Source organism: uncultured Campylobacter sp. (assembly GCF_938017615.1).
Taxonomy (GTDB): Bacteria; Campylobacterota; Campylobacteria; order Campylobacterales; family Campylobacteraceae; genus Campylobacter_B.
In genome coordinates this window covers 23,624-40,357 of record NZ_CALIJA010000203.1, presented here as the reverse complement: position 1 = coordinate 40,357, position 16,734 = coordinate 23,624, and the positions used below count along the sequence as shown (strand labels likewise).

Here is a 16,734-nt window from a genome sequence, read left to right as displayed (position 1 = left end):
AAAATTCTTTAAGGCGCGACTTTTACCGCAGCCTACAGCTCCTTTTTAAGCAGCTCAAGCAGGGCAAATTTTAGCTCGTTTATATTTTGTCCCGTCGCCGAGGAGATCGGCGTTATAAAAAACGGCTTGGCGGCGTCAAATTCATAAATATCTTGCTTAAATTTCATCTCGCCCGCCGTGCCCGAAAGCCCCAAATGCGCCAAAAACGCGTCAAATTTTTCCTGCAAATTTTCGGCCGCGTCCGCGCGAGTTAGAGCGATCGCGTAGTCTCTTTTTGCAAGCCCCTCTGAAAATTTCGCCGTCTCAGCCCTCAGCGCGTCAAACTGCTCCTCGAGGCTGCGGTAGTTCGCAAGATCAAGCATAAAAAGCAAAATTTTCGTGCGCTCGACGTGTTTTAAAAACTGCACGCCAAGCCCGCGCCCTTCGCTTGCGCCCTCGATAATGCCCGGGATATCGGCCATGACAAAGCCGCTGTATTCATCGACCTCGACTAGACCGAGCTTTGGCGTAAGGGTGGTAAACTCATAGTTTGCGATCTGAGGTTTGGCGTTTGAAACGGTCGAGATTAGCGTGCTTTTGCCCACGTTTGGAAAGCCTACGAGCCCCACGTCGGCGATGAGTTTTAGCTCCAATCTCACCTCTCGCGTCTGCCCTTCGAGACCTTTTTGCGCATATTCGGGGGCTTGGTTGATCGAGCTTTTAAAGTGCACGTTGCCAAGCCCGCCCTTGCCGCCTTTTAAAAACAGCCTCGTTTCGCCGTCGTTTAGCATATCGAGCACCAGCTCGCCGCTATCCTCGTCGTAAACGCTGGTGCCGGGAGGGACGATGAGATAGAGATCCTCGCCGCTTTTGCCGGTCTTTTTGCGACCCTCGCCGGGCGCGCCGTTTTGCGCTTTAAACTCACGCTTGCCCTTGTAGGATGAGAGGGTGTGGGAGTTTTTATCGACCCTAAAATACACGTCGCCGCCGTCGCCGCCGTCGCCGCCGTCGGGACCGCCTGAGATGACGAATTTTTCGCGGCGGAAGCTGACGCAGCCCGCGCCGCCGTCGCCTGATTTGACGCTAAGCTTTACGCTGTCTATGAACATAGCTATCCTTAAATTTAAAACGGCAATTATAGCCAAATGAGTTGAAGATAATTTTTAAACGGATGAAATTTAAAAGAGGGGCTTGCGCCCCCGAAGATTTTAGCGATGTTTACGCAGCCGGATAAACCGATACTTTTTTGCGATTTTTGTCTTTTCGCTCAAATTTTACGACGCCGTCGATCAGCGCGAAAATCGTGTGATCACTACCCATGCCTACGTTGCAGCCCGGGTGCGTCGCGGTGCCGCGCTGGCGGATGATGATGTTGCCTGCGCGAACGAACTCGCCGCCGAATTTTTTGACGCCCAAGCGGCGTCCGATACTATCTCTATTATTTTGGGTTGAGCCCTGACCTTTTTTGTGTGCCATTTCCTATCCTTTATGCTTTAATCGAAACGACTTTGACGCGGGTGTATTGGCGTCTGAAGCCGCGTTTTACTTTTGAATCTTTGCGTCTGCGTTTTTTAAAGATAACGACTTTTTTATCCTTGCCTTCGCAAACGACCTCCAAAACCACCTTGGCACCCTTTACAAACGGTGCTCCTACCTTTAACTCGCCGTCGTTTAGCGCTAAAACTTCGCTAAGCTCGAGCTTTGCTTTCGGCTCAGCATTAAAATGGTCTAAATTTAGGTAGTTGCCCTCTTCGACCTTATACTGCTTGCCGCCGTGTTTGATGATAGCATACATCAAAAATCCTTTAAAATTTGGTAGCCAAAAAGGCATTTGCCGTGCAAAATTTAAAAGCCCGTTTGGTATGAAAGGTTGCAATATTATCTCAAATTTTATAAATTCCTACTGAAACGCCTCGCAAAATTCCTGCGAAATTTCAAATTTCAAGGGCTCGGATTTATTTTAAACTAAAGATAAATGTGCTACTATCGCAACGAAATTTTTGAAGGAGAATTTTATGAGAAATTTAATAGCTGCGCTCGTAGCAGCGGTATTTTTTATCGGTTGTTCCAACTGGAATATATCCAACGAACCAAGCGGAGTACGCAATCAAACAAAATCCCAAAGCAGCAAAACAAATATCGGCGGCGTAAATGATAAAGTCCAAGAGGTTTCCACCGCAGGCACTACCGATATGGTCGAAACGACCTTGCCCGACAGCACAGGTATGACTAATGCGCCGAAAGACCGCAGCGATGCATTTCATATCAATCAAGTAATTTCTGCATGGAATAAACAGCCAGACTCCATCAAAACAACCGAAGACAATGGCAATATCTACACCTGGAAAAACTATAAGCCAGGCTGCGACGTATCACTTACCAGCGACTCGGAAGGCTACGTATCAAAATCCGCTATCAAATCAGCACTGTCTCAGTGCCTATAACTAACTTATCCGCGACGCCGAAATTTTAAAATTTCGTAAAATTTCGGCTTACGAGCGGGTCTGCTTCGTCAAATTTAATCTTAGAGTTATATGGTTCGCTCTTAAAAATTTACTATTCGTATTGTATAATCGAGGACTTTTAATCACTGGAGCAAAATATGAAGAAAATTTTATTTGTAGGTGCGCTTTTAGCGGCATTAGGTAGCTATGCGGCGGCGGGCGAACACATCAAGGTCTATCACGGCGAGAGCTGCGGCTGTTGCCACAACTGGGCAAAATATATGGAGCAAAATGGCTTTGAAGTCGAGATGATTTCGCTGGCTGACGAGCCGCTTATCCAGAAGAAGAATGAGCTTGGGCTTCCGCTGGAGCTCGCTAGCTGCCACACCGCGATCATAGATGGGTATGTAGTCGAAGGGCATATGCCAGCAGGTGAGATCCGCACGCTACTAAAAAATAAGCCTAAAGACGTCATCGGCATAGCAGTGCCTGGCATGCCGCTAGAAGCGCCAGGTATGGAGCAAGGCTCACAGCCCGAGGTCTATGATGTGGTAGCGTTTAAAAAAGACGGCTCGTATCAAAGCATCGCCACTTACAAAGGCAAAGAAAAAATCAAATAATCCGCCGCTTTAAAGCGGCAAACTTACTTATTAGCTCGCTAAAATTTTGCGTATTTATGGCTTGGCGCAATTTGCCTTAGCCGGCGAATGCTGCCACGATCTGCAAAAATGACGCGCAAATTAATTTCAAACGCTAGCTATGATAAAGGGGATTAAAAATTTAAGTGGATGGGCTAATAGGGGTCGAACCTATATTCACAAATCCAGAGTTTGTTGTCCTGCCATTAGACGATAGCCCATTGCGGAAGCGGTATTTTATAGAATTTTGCTTTAAAAAAGCATAAGAGCGGGCGGAATTTTAAAATTTTGCAAAATTTTAGATTAAATTTAAAGCCCTGCTGCGCCGAAACGATAAAATTCAAACGCAAAAGCTAACGCTGCTTTCATAGGCTTCGATAAAAGAATATGGCTATCATCGCGGAGCTAAATTTTAAAATTTGGCTAGTTTATCCTATATTTACGCCTTTGCGAGCTATTTGTCGCAGGATGAAATTTTAGCATATAATAAGCCTGTCTTCAAAACATATATGTTTAGTGCTCGCTGGGCGCGGGCGCGACCTTAAATGCTATAAATCAAACCGAAAATCCGCAGCAAACATAATTGCGACAAAACCCGAATACGGTGCCCAAAATAAGCGTCAAATAGACTTGCGATAGGATCGCACAAAAGTCCTACCAAATACTCACCTCAAGCGGAACATAGAATTTATCACGATAAGGTGGAGCATAAACTAAAATCAAAGCCAAAATTTGAGCGCGAAACTTGCATAAAATTTCTTGTAAAAACCCTTTGCAGGCTCAAAAGACATTGTAAAATTGCATAAAATTTGACTGCGACGGAATTTTTCCCATATACTGTGTTAATACCAAACATTCGACGAATCAAATCAAGCACGACGAACAAAGTGAAATCTCTCATATATCGTTAATATGGCACAGGTTATTTTGCTAGACCAGAGCAGAAATATGCGAAATTTAACTTCGCGTATCACATTTGAACACCTAGAAAGCGCCTTGCTTTCCAGCTAAATAGCACGAGCAAATTCATATCGCGTGCTATTTAAAACTCAAAAATTAATTAGAAATTTTAAATTTCGGGCGCGGGTTCACTTCTAAGTATTTGCAAAAATAGCGCATTGAAGCTAGAAAAAATTCGCTTTATTGCACCTAAAATTTTGATGAAATTTCGCGTATCAGCTCAACCGCCTCTTTTGCGTCCGCGCATACGAACTCGAAATGCGCCCGTAGCTCCGAGGCACTGCCGTAACCGCAGCTTACGCCCACGCTTCGCACCGCTGCCGACTTTGCCGCGATGGCGTCAAGCGACGTATCGCCGATCATAAAGATATTTTGGCTTACAGAAGGCAGAATTTCGTCACTGCAAATTTTGTCATAACAAGGAGTGGAATTTAGCTCATGTGCATCATAAATTTTACCGCCGCGCGCTCCGCTTTTATAGCTCTCGCCCTCGATGCCGATACCGTTCTTTTGGCTCTTATCACCAGCCTCATGTCTATCGCTCTTTACTTCGCTTAAATCTTTAAACGAAATTCTATCAGAATTTTGACTCGCGATGCTGCTTAAATTTTGCTCGCAAACTTTGCTAGGATCAGGATCAAGCGCAGAAAGGCTCTTTAAATCAGGCACTGAAATTTCACTCAAAATCGCGCTCCTGCTAGCAGCGCTTGTATTTTCATCATCAGTCGCGTCGTAAGTTTTACCGCAAGCAGCATGCGGGCTTTGGCTAGCGGTCGCGCCGCAAATTCCTAAATTTTCGAGCGCTTTTAAGATCGGTCCGGCGCTTGGTTTGGGATATTTTACGTCCTCTCGCCCGACGATGGTGCCGAAAAATTCCGCGATACCCAGATGCTGCAATAAAATTTTAGAAAATTTCGACGTCTTGGTCGTCACGACGCCTAAATTTGCAAACTCGCTCGCCGCACGAACCGCCTCGAACGCACCACTTAGCAGAACGGTCTGATCCAAAAATATCTGCGCGTATCGCTGTTTGTAGGCGAGCACGAAATTCTGCACATCACGCGTCACACCTAGACGTTCAAACATCACTTCTAACGGATGCCCGATAAGCCTTTTAATCGCTTCGTCGCTAGGCTCTGTAGCGCCCAAATGCGCAAACGCGTAGCGAAAGCCGTCCAGTATCGCGGGCGTGGAGTCTATGAGCGTGCCGTCCAGATCGAAAAGCAGTGTAATTTGGAATTTTGGCATTTTAAAATTTAATTTGGATATAAAAAAAGCGGAGCCGAAGCTCCGCTTATGTGAATCTAGAAAAGATTATTTTCTAAATTTAGCATCAACGCGTCTATTTTGAGCGCGACCTGCTTTAGTAGCGTTTGTAGCGATAGGCTTAGTCTCGCCATATCCTACAGTGGTGATTCTGCTAGCATCTACGCCGAAGCTCTTAAGCGCACCTCCAACTGCAGCAGCTCTGCGCTCGGAAAGCTTTTGATTATATGCATTCGAACCGGTGCTATCGGTGTGACCCTCTAGAATTACTTTGTAATCAGGATGAGCTACTAGCACGTCGCTTACGTTTTTGATCTGGTTCATAAACTCAGGGGAAATTTTTGAGCTATCTGTAGCGAAATTTACGCCCAAATTCAATCTAATAACCTTCTCGCAGCCGTATTCATCAACAACTACACCAGCAGGTGTGCCTGGGCACCTATCGACATTATCGCATACGCCGTCGTTATCTGCATCTTTGCAGCCTGTAGGAGCCGGAGCGGCAGCTGGAGCTGCATCAGCATATCTCTTGCCAAAATCAACTGCGAAGCCTAGAGTATAGAACAATACGTGGTTGCCGTCGTCAAATCTGATAGCATCGCGTGCTTCAAGTTTTGTAGCAAAGTTGTCGGTAATGTAGTATTTTAGACCCAAGCCGTATTGACCGAAGCCGCTATCTTGATCACCATCGTTGTAAACGTCTTTAGTGTAATCCATATAGCCAAGACCTAGTAAGCCGTATAATTTGAAATTATCGGTGAAATTTACCAAGTCTTTTACAGCATTGATGTGGTAGTATCTAGCGCTAGGCTTAGCATTACCAGCTCTGTAAGCTAGATCCTCTACGCCGATATGACGAGAGTAATCGAAACCTGCCTCTAATTGATCGATGAATGAATTCTGTAGGTTTTTAGCAAGGCGTAGACCGAACATAAAATTCGAATCCAAATCCATATTGCCCTCATGAGTCATTCCACCGATAGTAGGGGTGATCTCCCAGTGATAATCAGCATCGCTAGCGAACAATGCGCCGGATGCACACAAGCTTAATGCAAGTAGAACTTTCTTCATTAAACATCCTTTCAAATAAAGTTGTAGTTCGATATTACCATAAAATTTTTAAAGAATTTACAAATTTGCGACAATTTCGCCACAAATTTGTAAAAAACATTATCTCTTAGAGAACTGCGGACTTCTACGCGCTTTGCGGCGACCGAATTTCTTTCGCTCGACCACGCGACTATCGCGAGTTAGCAGACCTTTTGGCTTAAGAGCCGCCCTAAAATCTTTATCCATAGCCGCAAGTGCTTTTGAAATTCCGTGCTTTAGCGCATCCGCTTGAGCCGAATATCCGCCGCCTAAAGTCTGTGCGGTGATATCCATTGAGGTCTCTTGTTTAGTAGCCAAAAGCGGCTGAACGACCCTTAGCTTGATCGCTTCGTGACCGCCTAGCCAGGTGTTTAGATCCATGCCGTTTACTACGATCTTGCCGCTTCCGGGTTTTACCCAAACCTTAGCTACGGCAGTTTTTCTCTTTCCGGTTGCATAAATTGTCGCCATGATTATTTTCCTTTTTTAGTTGTTTGCGCAGTATGAGGGTGCTCGCCGCCTTCATATACGAATAGCTTTTTGATCATCGCCTTACCGAGCTTCGTCTTAGGAAGCATACCGCGAACCGCAAGTCTGTAGAGCTTTGCGGGATTGTTTTTAAGCAGGTCTTGGAATTTCACGCTCTTTACGCTTCCGAAATAGCCCGAGTAGCTGTGATAAAGTTTATCGTCGCCTTTGTTATTGCCGGTAAATACGGCTTTTGAAGCGTTGATGATAACGACGTAGTCTCCGCAATCCACGTTTGGAGTGTAGCTTGGTTTGTGTTTGCCGCGTAGCAATACCGCAACTTCGGTAAGCATCCTACCGAATCTTTTGTCGGTCGCGTCGATAACGACCCAGTCGCGCTTAACTTCGCTAGGCTTTGTAATTTCTGTCATGGTTTCCGCCTTATTAAAATTTGAGCTGTGATTATATAGAAATATCCTTACGTATAGCTTAATTTAAGCTATATTTAATCTATCTGCGCTCAAATTTCATCTAAGCTTTAAAATTTTATCCCTCCTCATTTACTTCGATCAGCCTAGCGCCCGCAGCTTCGAGAGCCAGCACGAAGGCGCGCACCCGCACATTCGGATAAAACTCGCGGATTACGCTTTTATATCGCGCCACTTGAGCTTTGTTTTGCGCGAGGTATTTTTCGGAGCTTTTGTAATCAAAAAGCAAAATTTCATCCTGCCTAAAGCACGCCAGATCCACGCGCAAAAGATCACCTTCCGCGCTTTTGATCGGCATCTCTTTATAAGCTTGAGCGCCTCTTATCAGAGCTAAAAATTCCTCGTTTTTGCTTAGACCAAGTGCCCGCGCCGCGATATTTTCAAAATCCGCGTCATTTAAAAATTTAGCGTAGCGACCTCTTGCCAGGCTTACTCCTCGCAAAATTTCATCCGCCGCAAATCCTTCGCTCATCTCCATAGCATAGTGCAGCGCCTCGCCGAAATATATTGCGCTTAGCGCCTCCGCTTCGCCCCCGCTAGCCTTTTCTTGCGCGCCTTGAGGCTCGCCCGCTACGAGCGCGATCTTTTTGCGCGGCGGTTTCTCTTCTGATTTTACGGAGCTTGGGATTAAGTAGCCGTATTGAAAATCCGGGATATCCAGCCACTTCACGACGCCCGCACCCTTGGTCTTTTTAGCGTAAGGCGAAAAAAAGCTATAATTGTATTGATCTATTTTTGCCTCGGAGCGTTTTACGATGATGAGCGAGCGTTCGGCGCGGGTAAATGCCACATAGAGCTTATTTATATCCTCTTCATGCGCAGAGCGATCGTTTTCATCCATTAATGCCGCAAATTCCGTATCCAGGCTCTTTCTGCTCGCAAATTTATAAAAAATTCTCCACTTATGCGTGGCGAAATCATAGTCCGTCGCGAGCTTTGAGCTCTCGCCCCGGTCTTTTCCTCCGATGCGGTCGCAAACGATTACGTGCGGGAACTGAAGCCCCTTGGACTTATGCACGGTCATAATTTTAATACCACTTTGTTCCTTGGCAAATACCTCCGTTTCGTCGTTTGCAAACAGATACTCGCTAAAACTATTAAATTTTGCCAGCGTCTCAAAAAACAGCAGTAGATCTGGATCGACAAAATTTAATTTCAGCGAGCTAGCTATAAATTCTGCCGTTTTTTGCGCATTTTTATGCAGATCGACCACTATCTTTTTAAGCCGCCTACCCAAAATCGCTTCGGCGTTTCGCAGATAAATTTCATCGCCACCTACGCAAAATTTCGCGTATTGAATTACGGCATTTACCTGCTCACTGCAACGCAAAGCCTTATTTGAGCCGCTGTAAACCTCGCAGAATTCCGATAGCATCTCTTTTAACGCGCTTACATGCTCGTTTTTCCAACACAAAATCGCGATATCATCAGCTCTCACGCCGCACTCCTCAACAAGCCTGCGCGCTTGCTCCGCAGCTCCCTTTAGCACGTCGTCGTATGAAAACGCCGCTACGTAGCCGTAGTCGTCGCTTTGCACCTCAAATAGCGGCATTTGCGGATGGGAAAGCGGATAGTCCTTGATTTTTTGCAGCACCGAAGCGGGCAGATCGCTATCTAGCTTATTTGCTGCGATTTGATCTTCATAAGACGCAAATTTATCGCGCAAGATCTCATTTACAAATTTTACGATAAGTTTTAAACTGCGATAATTGCGCGGCAGGCTCTGCGTTTTGATTTGACTAAACTGCTCGCGCAAAATATCAAAAATTTTTCTCTCTGCACCGCGAAATTTATAGATGCTCTGTTTTTTATCGCCTACGTAAAAAAAGCTACCGCAGCGCTCTTCCGCCCCTTTGCCAGCAAGCGCCTCAGAGATTAGCGGCAGCATGATTTCATACTGGCAAATGTCGGTATCTTGGAATTCGTCGATTAAAATATGCGTGATTTTAGAATCAAGCCTGAAATACAAAAGCTCGCGGTTGCCCTGCAACGCCTCTGCGCTCGGATTTAGCAGCGAGTGCACGGCTGCGGTGACATCGCCGAATGTAAGCTTGCCGCTTTTACGCTGCACCGATTTAAGTGCTTCGGCATAAATTTTAATTAGTCCTGCCAGCTTAGCCGCATATGTTGCATCCATCCACGCTATTTCGCGAGCTATAGCGTCTTTTAGCTTTGCTAACTCGCCGTCAAGATGCGAAATTTTTTTAAGCTGTGAGCGCGGATAATCGAAACTGCCGTTGGCAAGAGCCGAAAGAATGAAACCAGAGGATAATTTTGAAAGATCACTAACAGGGCTTAGCCCATTTACGGCTCCAGCGCTTACGCCCGAATCTCTCGCCGCTTTTTGCAAGCAGGATAAAATTTCATTTATCTCTGCCAGTGCGGAGTTTGCGGGAAGCATGGGCGGATTTATGCTTATATCGCCTCTCCAAATGCTTTGTAAGCTATTTAAGAACTCGCTCTTTGTCATTCCTGAGTCGCTTACGTAGTCCACGACCTCTCTTAATAGCGCTTCGTTTTTACAAATAGCGCCTAAAAACGCCGCCTGCTGCACGCCTAGTATGCTTTCGTCGTTTTCAAAGCTTGGATCAATGCCGCTGTTTAACGCAAACGAGCGCAGAGCCTTTGCAAAAAACGCATCAAAGGTAAAAATATTTAAGCTTTCGCTTAAAAATTTTGGGCTCAGCCGCTCTTGAGCTGCCATAACCTCATCCACGCTTAGCCCCAAATCAGCGCAAATTTGCTCCAGCTCGGCGCTAGGCTTTAGCGAGCCATCCTGCAAAAGCAGCAAATTTTGAAATTTCTCCACGATGCGCGTTTTCATCTCGGCAGCCGCTTTTTTAGTAAAGGTAAGCGCTAAAATTTCATTGATCGGCTCACCTTTTAGCACTAGCTCGATGAACCTCACTGCGAGATTAAAGGTCTTGCCGCTGCCTGCGCTTGCTTCAAGCGCCAGATAATTTTCAAATTTTGCCATCGATCTGCCCCTTGCAAATGATTTTATAATCGCAATATTCGCAACTTTGCACCGCCTCCGTACGCGTAAAAGCGACCTCGCTTGCAAATTCCTTGCCGATAGAGCTTAGCGTCTCGCGTAGATTTTCTAAGCTAGGCGTTTTATCGCCAGGAGCCGCAAACGTGCAATCTTTTAGCGACAGATAGGCGCATTCGCATTCCTGGGCTAAAAGCGCGCGATAAAACGTAAGCTGAAATTTTTCCATATGCTTTTTAGCTGAACCGCGTTTATAATCGATGATGAACTTCCGCCCTGCCTTATCTTCGTCGATGCGGTCGATCCGCCCGCTCAGCCGCACTCCGTCAAGCTCGCCTTTTAGCGATACTTCACTACCGCTAAAGCTCCAAATTTGCTCATGCCCTTCTAAAAGCCTAGCTAGCTTTTCTACCGATTTTAGCTCAAGCTCCGCATCAAAGCGCGCAATCCCTGCTTCTCGCGCAAGCTGCGAATAAATAGGGCGAAATTTTTCCATGCTAAATTTCATCCCCGCTCGCTCGTATAAACGCTGAAAACTCGTATGTAAAATTTTGCCTAAAAGCGCATTGTCCTCGCCAAATTTTAGCCCCTCCCTCAGTCCGAAAACGTAGCGGTAATAATACTTCCTCTTGCATTCTAAAAACGTATCCAGCCGCGAAAACGATAGCTCCTCGGCAAAAAAATCATGGCGAGCCACGGGATCTTCTTGTCCGCATAAGGCGGACTTAAATTCCTCCCTCCCAAAAAGCCGCAAATAATCCTCCTGCGAAAATTCCGCGTCTTGTTGCACTTCAAAGCTTTTCAAAAACCGCGAAGGCAACTTCTCGATGCTTTGCAGATAGCAAATCGCGCTTTTTTTAGCGCCTCTTAGCAAGCCGTCGTAGTAAAATCTTTGTAAATTTTCGCGGTCTGCATGGCTGATGAGCCCTGCTCTAGCGCGCAAAGCGGAGTTTAAAAACATCTCTCCGCTACTGCGCTTTGGCACCAGATCATCGTTAAAATCGGGGATTATCACGCCGTCAAATTGCAGTCCGCGGCTCTCTAAAAGTCCCATTACCGTGACCTTTCCGCCACGAACATCATCGAGCTTAATGCGCGAAATTTCTAACAAAAAAAGATCGATTAGATTGCCCAAGCTTAGGTTTTCGTCCTTAAATTTTCGAAGCAAAATTTTAATTAGATATAGCGGCTCTTTTAGCTTTTCTTGCAGCAGCGCGTCGCTAATTTTGGGTAAACAGGCGAGCTTGGTAATTAGTGCCTCGAAATGCTCAAAGCTTACTTGCTTTGCAAAATCGCGCGCGAACTCACCAAAAAGTGCCTCATCCACGCCCACACTCGCAAAAAACAGATCAAGCTCCTGTGGGTTTGGGCGCTGCGGATACTCATCTGCGCCCTCGCGCATTTTAGAGTGCCTAAAACGATCGCGCTGCTCAGGGCTTTTTGAATACCCATCTTCTTCCTCAAGCTCTATATGCTCCAGTTGCATAGAGTCTCGTAGGCTCTCTTGCTGCTTCCTTGAAGGCTCCTGCCGTTTTGCACGAGCCGAATAATCGCGCTGCTGCACATGCTCCAAGGGCTCTTGCAACTCTGCAAACTCTGCCGAAAAGCTTTGCTCTTCCGCGCTATTCGCGCGTTCCGCCGAAATTTCGTGCAGAATTTCAAAATTTTCCGTATTTTCAAACTCTCGCGCAGACATAAAATTTAAATCCGCTTTAGAATTTGAAAAAATTTCGAAATCAAACGCGGAATTTTGCTGTGCGAAATTTTGCGAAATAGAATTCTCCGAAGCGAAATTCCCTAGCGCTAAATTTTGCTGTACCGCGGAATCCTCCGCATTCAAAAATCCTCCATCCGGACTTTTGAATGCGTGGTAATCTACGCCAAATTTCGGCGTGCGCGCTTCTTTTAAGCACTGCGAAATTTTCTCTAGCGTTACGTAAAATAGGCTATCTTTAAGCTTCTCTCCCATCGCAAAATTTAGCATGCGGTGCGAGCCGCGAGCCCTTGCGATGCGCTCGTCGTAAAGCCGCAGTGTGCCGGCAAAGCTCTCGTCGGGCAAAATTACCGCGATGCGCTCCGGCGCGATGCCCGCGCGCACGAAGGATGAAATTTTTTCAAAAACGTAGCTAGCCTGCAAGCTTCGCAACTCAAAGCCTCTACACACAACCGCCCCGCCCACGCTTAGCGGCTCTCGGCTTAGAATTTCACCCGTACTAAGATTTAGGCGGTAGGCAAAACCTAGCTCTAGACTTATGCCGCAAAGCTCCTCCACCGCGCGCACGGGCTTGGAATTTAAAGTCGTGGCTCTAAAGCTCAACACAACCTCGCTCAGCTCCGCAGCGCGCTTAAAAACCTCGAACTCAAATGCACTAGGATTGCCATCGATGTTGATTTCTATCCGCTCAAATCCGCGCAGATAGGATTCGTTTAGCTCATAAAGCGCGGGCAGCGTGATCTCGTCGTAAAATCCATGCTCGCGCAAAATCCTTGCATACGCCCCCGCTAGCTCTCGCAGAATTTCAAAATGCTCGGCATACCACGCATAGGTGTCGCTAAGATCGAGCGCATCGATACTTACGCGCTCCGTCGCAAGCTCCTTGAAAAAGCCGAAAAGATACTCGCGGTTGCGCATAAACTCGTAAAGCTCGTTAGGGAATTTAAGCCTCTCGCCTGCGCGCTTGCTCTCGTTTACCGCTTGTTTCATAAAAAGCGCGCGGTCTATCTCGCCGCAAGCGACAAGATCCGGCACAAAAAGCGCCTTTTCGTAGAATTCCGCCAACGTAATCCTAGGCGCCAGCACGCCGCCGCTCTCGCTTTGCAGCGCCGCGCGTAGCGCACGCGAGCTGGTGTAGACAAAGAGATTTTTAGAGGGCAAATTTTTCAAAACAAATCCTTTATGGGCGATCTGCAGAACGCGGAATTTTGCGATATTTTAGCAAGAAATTTTTAGTTTGGGCTTTTAAGCAAAGAAGTTTTTGAAAAGCTTGAGAGGCTAAATTTTATCAAGTCAAATTTAGTAAGTTGGACGAGCGTAAAATTTTAATCTGTGGCGCTTTGAGCGCGGAATTCTGCCTCGCTCCGCATTAATCGCGGCATATTTCGACGCAAAATTTTACAAGTGAATTCCGTAAATTACAAAGCGGCAAAAACGCGATCAAATTTAAGCTGGCTCAGGCTCGATCTTGTATCCCAGGCTTGGGACATTTTTTATGATTTCGCCACCCACTTTATCGCGGATACGCTTGACGAAGGTGCGAAGCGCCGTATCACTCACGGCTCCTTCGGTCCAGACGTAACGCTTGATCTCCTCGTAAAGCACCAGCTCGCCCACGCGACTGGCTAGCAGCGAGACAAAAGAAAGCTCCTTTTTAGTAAGCACGATCTGCTCGCCATCCTTCAGCAAAATACGACGGAGCCCGTCAAATACGTAGCCTGCGCCCATATTTACGACTCGCACAGAGTCCAGCTTAGACTTCATCAGCGCGCTTATCTCTAGCACAAATGCGGCGATATCTACCGGCTTAAAGTAATACCGCTCGACGCCAATCTCCATAACGCCTTTTAGCTGCTCCTCCCTACTGAAGCCGCTAAGCACCACGATAGGGGCATGCGGAAAGATCTGCTTGATCTGGCGTATCATCGCTAGCCCATCCTCGATCGGCATTAGAATGTCGGTAATGACGAGATTAGGACTAAATTTTTTGAATTTTTTCACACCTTCAAGCCCGTTTTGGGCATTGTAAATGTTGTTAAAAATACCCTCAAACGCCTTATGCAGCGAGGCTAGTAATTTAGTATCGTCCTCGACTAGCAAGACGTCCAGCTCTTTTAAAGCGCAGCTCATAGCAGACCCCTCAAGGCGAAATTTCAAACGAAATTCTTTCAAATTTTCTCTTTTATTGAGCTTAAAATAATGTTAAGTTAAAAATTTAATTTCATAAAGTAACACAACTCTTATTTTAGGTGTAAATATGGGCGGGATTAAAAAAGAAGCATGAGTAAAAACCGCAGCCTAGGAGTGGAGCAAAATTTAAAATGACGTAAGCTAAATCTTATCGGTGCGAAAGAGATTTAAGAGCGGCTGAAAGTAAAATTTCAAAGCAAACGCAGGTAAAATTTCACTACGCGGCGGAGTGGAATTTTATTTTAGGCAAATGGCTTTTAGAGGGAAATGAAACAGCGCTGATAAGCTTTAACGAGCGGGCAACATTAGATAAAATTTTACAGGCGGCGAAGCGTTTATTGGCATAACTTTGACGGCAACAAGACGACTCGTCAAATTTAAGAGCTTGAAGCCATGCTAAATGTACCGCAAGATCTGTTTTGAAAGAGCTAAGCGTAGCAAGCCCAATTTTTAAATTTAAAACGCATGAAATTTAGCCGCGCGTGCGCTTAAAAGCTACGTGGAAGCAAAATCGCGCAAATGAAAAGTATGCGGCGCGCAGCCGGTTTAAATTTAAAATCGCGACTGGCACAGATCCGTTTCATCCAAAAAGCTGCTTAATCCAAAATCACCGCGGCAATCCTCAGTCTGCAAAAGTGCGCTTTACACGCTACTCTAGCCTGCAATTATCCAGGCTGTGACGGGCTTTAAATTTACAATGCAAAGACCGCGTTAGAATTTAAAGCCTTCCGCAAATTTAAAATTTTACCGCAGGGCCGCGGTAAAATTTAATGCAGGCAAAATTTCAAAATCATAAAATTTCAAGAAATTCTTTGAAGATATATTTGCTCTCGGTAGGCCCCGCGCTGGCTTCGGGGTGATGCTGCACCGAAAATACGGGATAGTCTTTGTAGTGCACGCCCTCGATCGTGCCGTCGAAAAGATTTCGGTGCGTGATCTCACAGATCTGCGCGATCGTTTCTGGGACGTTGTAGTTGTGGTTTTGCGCGGTGATCTCGATCGATTTGGTGCGCAGGTTTTGCACGGGGTGATTTGCGCCGTGCTGGCCAAATTTCAGCTTGTAGGTCTCATATCCCATCGCGTTGCTTAGCAGCTGATGACCCAGGCAAATTCCAAAAATCGGCACGCGCGCTTCGACCATCTTTTTGATCTGCGCGATCTCCTCTTTAAGCATGCGCGGCTCGCCCGGGCCGTTTGATAAAAACACGCCGTCGATCTGCCCCTCTTTAAGCTTAGCAATCAGGCTCTCCGCTTTAACGTCGTGCGGGAAAACCTCGACGCCGAGACCTAGATCGCAAAGCTCATTTAGGATGTTTCGCTTGACGCCGTAATCGATCACGGCTATCTTTTTGCCGCAACTTGCGGGCTGGGAGTAGCTTCCGCGCTCGGCATCCCAGCGACCCGATGTGTGCTTATACGGCGCCTTCGTGCTTACGATGCTTACATAGTTGATCTCCTCTATGCGCGCAGACTCGCTAAGCGCCTTTTTAAGAGCCGCCTTATCGCTGATCTGCGTCGAAACGAAGGCGCGCAGGCTGCCCTCGTCGCGCAGCATTTTGGTTAAAAATCTAGTGTCGATGTCGTAAACGCCGAATTTTCCGTTTTGCAGAAAATAATCCTCCAAGCTCATCTGCGAGCGGAAATTTGAAGGCTCGTTGTTAAAATTTCTTACGAAAATTCCGCTTGCGTGGATTTTGGAGCTTTCCTTATCGTTTTCGTTGATGCCTACGATGCCGATTTCAGGCATAGTGAAAATAATAAACTGCCCCGCATAGCTCGGATCGGAGATGATCTCCTCGTAGCCGGTGGCGGAGGTGTTAAACACGAGCTCGCCGAATGCGCTACCGCCCTTGCCGAACGCCTTGGCTTGCAGGTAGATGCCGTTTTCTATATAGATATACGCGTTCATTACAGCATGCCCCGTTTTCTTAGCTCCTCTTCGTAGAGCTTTTCGAACACAAGCTCGTATTCTTCGGTACCCGGGATCAATTTTTGCTTGTAGCCATCGATCTTTTCATAGACCGCATCCTCAATCTTTTGATAATTTTTAAGATATTCGTCGATCGCGTTATAAATTATCGTCTTTAGCCTGTTTTCGGAGACTTTGTAATCGATCAAATTTTTCTTCCAAACGGTTTCTAAAATTTTATGCGATATGGTGCCGTAGCGATCCTCAAAATTTAGCTCGAAATTCTCGTCGTTTGCGATGTGGCGTTTGATGAGCCAAAACATATCTTTTTTATTCACGCTCATCTCGTCAAGCTCGCTTATGCGCTCATCTATCAGCTCGTTTGCGCGCTCGTCTATCGCTCTTTCTTTTTGTAGATCGGCCCTTATGATCTCGTCCGCTTCCTTGGCGACGGGCTCTATGCCCGCACCGAGCGTAACGCAGCCAGAGTTTAGCAGATCCAGCGCTATTTTATGCGCGATATATGGCACGTGTGGTAGTCGTATTCGCATGATCGTTCCTTTAAATTCAGTTCTATGAGCGGTCGCGCCGCCCGCA

14 protein-coding genes and 1 tRNA gene are annotated in these 16,734 nt (G+C 46.3%); 2 read left to right on the top strand and 13 right to left on the bottom strand.

Annotated features, from left to right (window positions below; genetic code table 11):
* Positions 1 to 32: 32 nt before the first annotated feature.
* The 3 genes from obgE to rplU all read right to left on the bottom strand — a co-directional run bounded on the left by obgE (position 33) and on the right by rplU (position 1,774).
* Positions 33 to 1,088, bottom strand: a complete 1,056-nt coding sequence (gene obgE / locus Q0620_RS10360; RefSeq protein ID WP_298785039.1) for a GTPase ObgE — start codon at positions 1,086 to 1,088, stop codon at positions 33 to 35.
* Positions 1,089 to 1,197: 109 nt separating this feature from the next.
* Entirely contained in the window at positions 1,198 to 1,455 is a 258-nt protein-coding gene (gene rpmA / locus Q0620_RS10355; protein ID WP_291938329.1) for a 50S ribosomal protein L27, read from the bottom strand.
* A 10-nt stretch (positions 1,456 to 1,465) separates the two neighbouring features.
* A complete protein-coding gene (gene rplU / locus Q0620_RS10350; RefSeq protein ID WP_298785037.1) occupies positions 1,466 to 1,774 on the bottom strand; it encodes a 50S ribosomal protein L21 in 309 nt (102 codons plus the stop codon).
* 220 nt (positions 1,775 to 1,994) lie between these two features.
* Here rplU and Q0620_RS10345 point away from each other — a divergent pair, with 220 nt between their 5' ends.
* Together Q0620_RS10345 and Q0620_RS10340 are read left to right on the top strand one after the other, a co-directional pair.
* Positions 1,995 to 2,423: a hypothetical protein gene (locus Q0620_RS10345; protein ID WP_040303372.1), complete on the top strand. Its 429-nt coding sequence runs from the start codon at positions 1,995 to 1,997 to the stop codon at positions 2,421 to 2,423.
* A 158-nt stretch (positions 2,424 to 2,581) separates the two neighbouring features.
* Entirely contained in the window at positions 2,582 to 3,043 is a 462-nt protein-coding gene (locus Q0620_RS10340; RefSeq protein WP_298785035.1) for a DUF411 domain-containing protein, read from the top strand.
* Positions 3,044 to 3,208: 165 nt separating this feature from the next.
* On the opposite strand, the gene Q0620_RS10335 is transcribed toward Q0620_RS10340, so the two are convergent.
* The 10 genes from Q0620_RS10335 to Q0620_RS10290 all read right to left on the bottom strand — a co-directional run bounded on the left by Q0620_RS10335 (position 3,209) and on the right by Q0620_RS10290 (position 16,688).
* Positions 3,209 to 3,282 (bottom strand) — tRNA-Gln (locus Q0620_RS10335).
* A gap of 928 nt (positions 3,283 to 4,210) precedes the next feature.
* Positions 4,211 to 5,269 (bottom strand): HAD family hydrolase, encoded by a 1,059-nt coding sequence (locus Q0620_RS10330; RefSeq protein WP_298785033.1) that lies wholly within the window; start codon positions 5,267 to 5,269, stop codon positions 4,211 to 4,213.
* A 66-nt stretch (positions 5,270 to 5,335) separates the two neighbouring features.
* Entirely contained in the window at positions 5,336 to 6,358 is a 1,023-nt protein-coding gene (locus Q0620_RS10325) for an OmpA family protein (RefSeq protein WP_298785032.1), read from the bottom strand.
* A gap of 99 nt (positions 6,359 to 6,457) precedes the next feature.
* Entirely contained in the window at positions 6,458 to 6,847 is a 390-nt protein-coding gene (rpsI, locus tag Q0620_RS10320; RefSeq protein ID WP_005869670.1) for a 30S ribosomal protein S9, read from the bottom strand.
* Positions 6,848 to 6,849: 2 nt separating this feature from the next.
* Positions 6,850 to 7,275 (bottom strand): 50S ribosomal protein L13, encoded by a 426-nt coding sequence (gene rplM / locus Q0620_RS10315; RefSeq protein WP_005869672.1) that lies wholly within the window; start codon positions 7,273 to 7,275, stop codon positions 6,850 to 6,852.
* A gap of 115 nt (positions 7,276 to 7,390) precedes the next feature.
* Positions 7,391 to 10,309, bottom strand: a complete 2,919-nt coding sequence (locus Q0620_RS10310; protein ID WP_298785031.1) for a RecB-like helicase — start codon at positions 10,307 to 10,309, stop codon at positions 7,391 to 7,393.
* The gene (locus Q0620_RS10305) at positions 10,296 to 13,208 is read right to left on the bottom strand and encodes a PD-(D/E)XK nuclease family protein (RefSeq protein ID WP_298785030.1); all 2,913 of its coding nucleotides are present in this window, start codon (positions 13,206 to 13,208) and stop codon (positions 10,296 to 10,298) included. Before Q0620_RS10305 ends, Q0620_RS10310 begins: the two co-directional genes overlap by 14 nt.
* Before the next feature lie 276 nt (positions 13,209 to 13,484).
* Positions 13,485 to 14,210, bottom strand: a complete 726-nt coding sequence (locus tag Q0620_RS10300; protein ID WP_298785029.1) for a response regulator transcription factor — start codon at positions 14,208 to 14,210, stop codon at positions 13,485 to 13,487.
* An 808-nt stretch (positions 14,211 to 15,018) separates the two neighbouring features.
* The gene (gene carA, locus Q0620_RS10295) at positions 15,019 to 16,137 is read right to left on the bottom strand and encodes a glutamine-hydrolyzing carbamoyl-phosphate synthase small subunit (protein WP_298785028.1); all 1,119 of its coding nucleotides are present in this window, start codon (positions 16,135 to 16,137) and stop codon (positions 15,019 to 15,021) included.
* Positions 16,137 to 16,688, bottom strand: a complete 552-nt coding sequence (locus tag Q0620_RS10290) for a DUF507 family protein (RefSeq protein WP_297905539.1) — start codon at positions 16,686 to 16,688, stop codon at positions 16,137 to 16,139. The genes carA and Q0620_RS10290 overlap by 1 nt, the downstream gene beginning before the upstream one ends.
* Between the last annotated feature and the right edge of the window lie 46 nt (positions 16,689 to 16,734).

Excerpts from the sequence above, each read along its gene's own strand:
- obgE (WP_298785039.1), bottom strand. The coding sequence starts at position 1,088 with ATGTTCATAGACAGCGTAAAGCTTAGCGTCAAATCAGGCGACGGCGGC.
- rpmA (WP_291938329.1), bottom strand. The coding sequence starts at position 1,455 with ATGGCACACAAAAAAGGTCAGGGCTCAACCCAAAATAATAGAGATAGT.
- rplU (WP_298785037.1), bottom strand. The coding sequence starts at position 1,774 with ATGTATGCTATCATCAAACACGGCGGCAAGCAGTATAAGGTCGAAGAG.
- Q0620_RS10345 (WP_040303372.1), top strand. The coding sequence starts at position 1,995 with ATGAGAAATTTAATAGCTGCGCTCGTAGCAGCGGTATTTTTTATCGGT.
- Q0620_RS10340 (WP_298785035.1), top strand. The coding sequence starts at position 2,582 with ATGAAGAAAATTTTATTTGTAGGTGCGCTTTTAGCGGCATTAGGTAGC.
- Q0620_RS10330 (WP_298785033.1), bottom strand. The coding sequence starts at position 5,269 with ATGCCAAAATTCCAAATTACACTGCTTTTCGATCTGGACGGCACGCTC.
- Q0620_RS10325 (WP_298785032.1), bottom strand. The coding sequence starts at position 6,358 with ATGAAGAAAGTTCTACTTGCATTAAGCTTGTGTGCATCCGGCGCATTG.
- rpsI (WP_005869670.1), bottom strand. The coding sequence starts at position 6,847 with ATGGCGACAATTTATGCAACCGGAAAGAGAAAAACTGCCGTAGCTAAG.
- rplM (WP_005869672.1), bottom strand. The coding sequence starts at position 7,275 with ATGACAGAAATTACAAAGCCTAGCGAAGTTAAGCGCGACTGGGTCGTT.
- Q0620_RS10310 (WP_298785031.1), bottom strand. The coding sequence starts at position 10,309 with ATGGCAAAATTTGAAAATTATCTGGCGCTTGAAGCAAGCGCAGGCAGC.
- carA (WP_298785028.1), bottom strand. The coding sequence starts at position 16,137 with ATGAACGCGTATATCTATATAGAAAACGGCATCTACCTGCAAGCCAAG.
- Q0620_RS10290 (WP_297905539.1), bottom strand. The coding sequence starts at position 16,688 with ATGCGAATACGACTACCACACGTGCCATATATCGCGCATAAAATAGCG.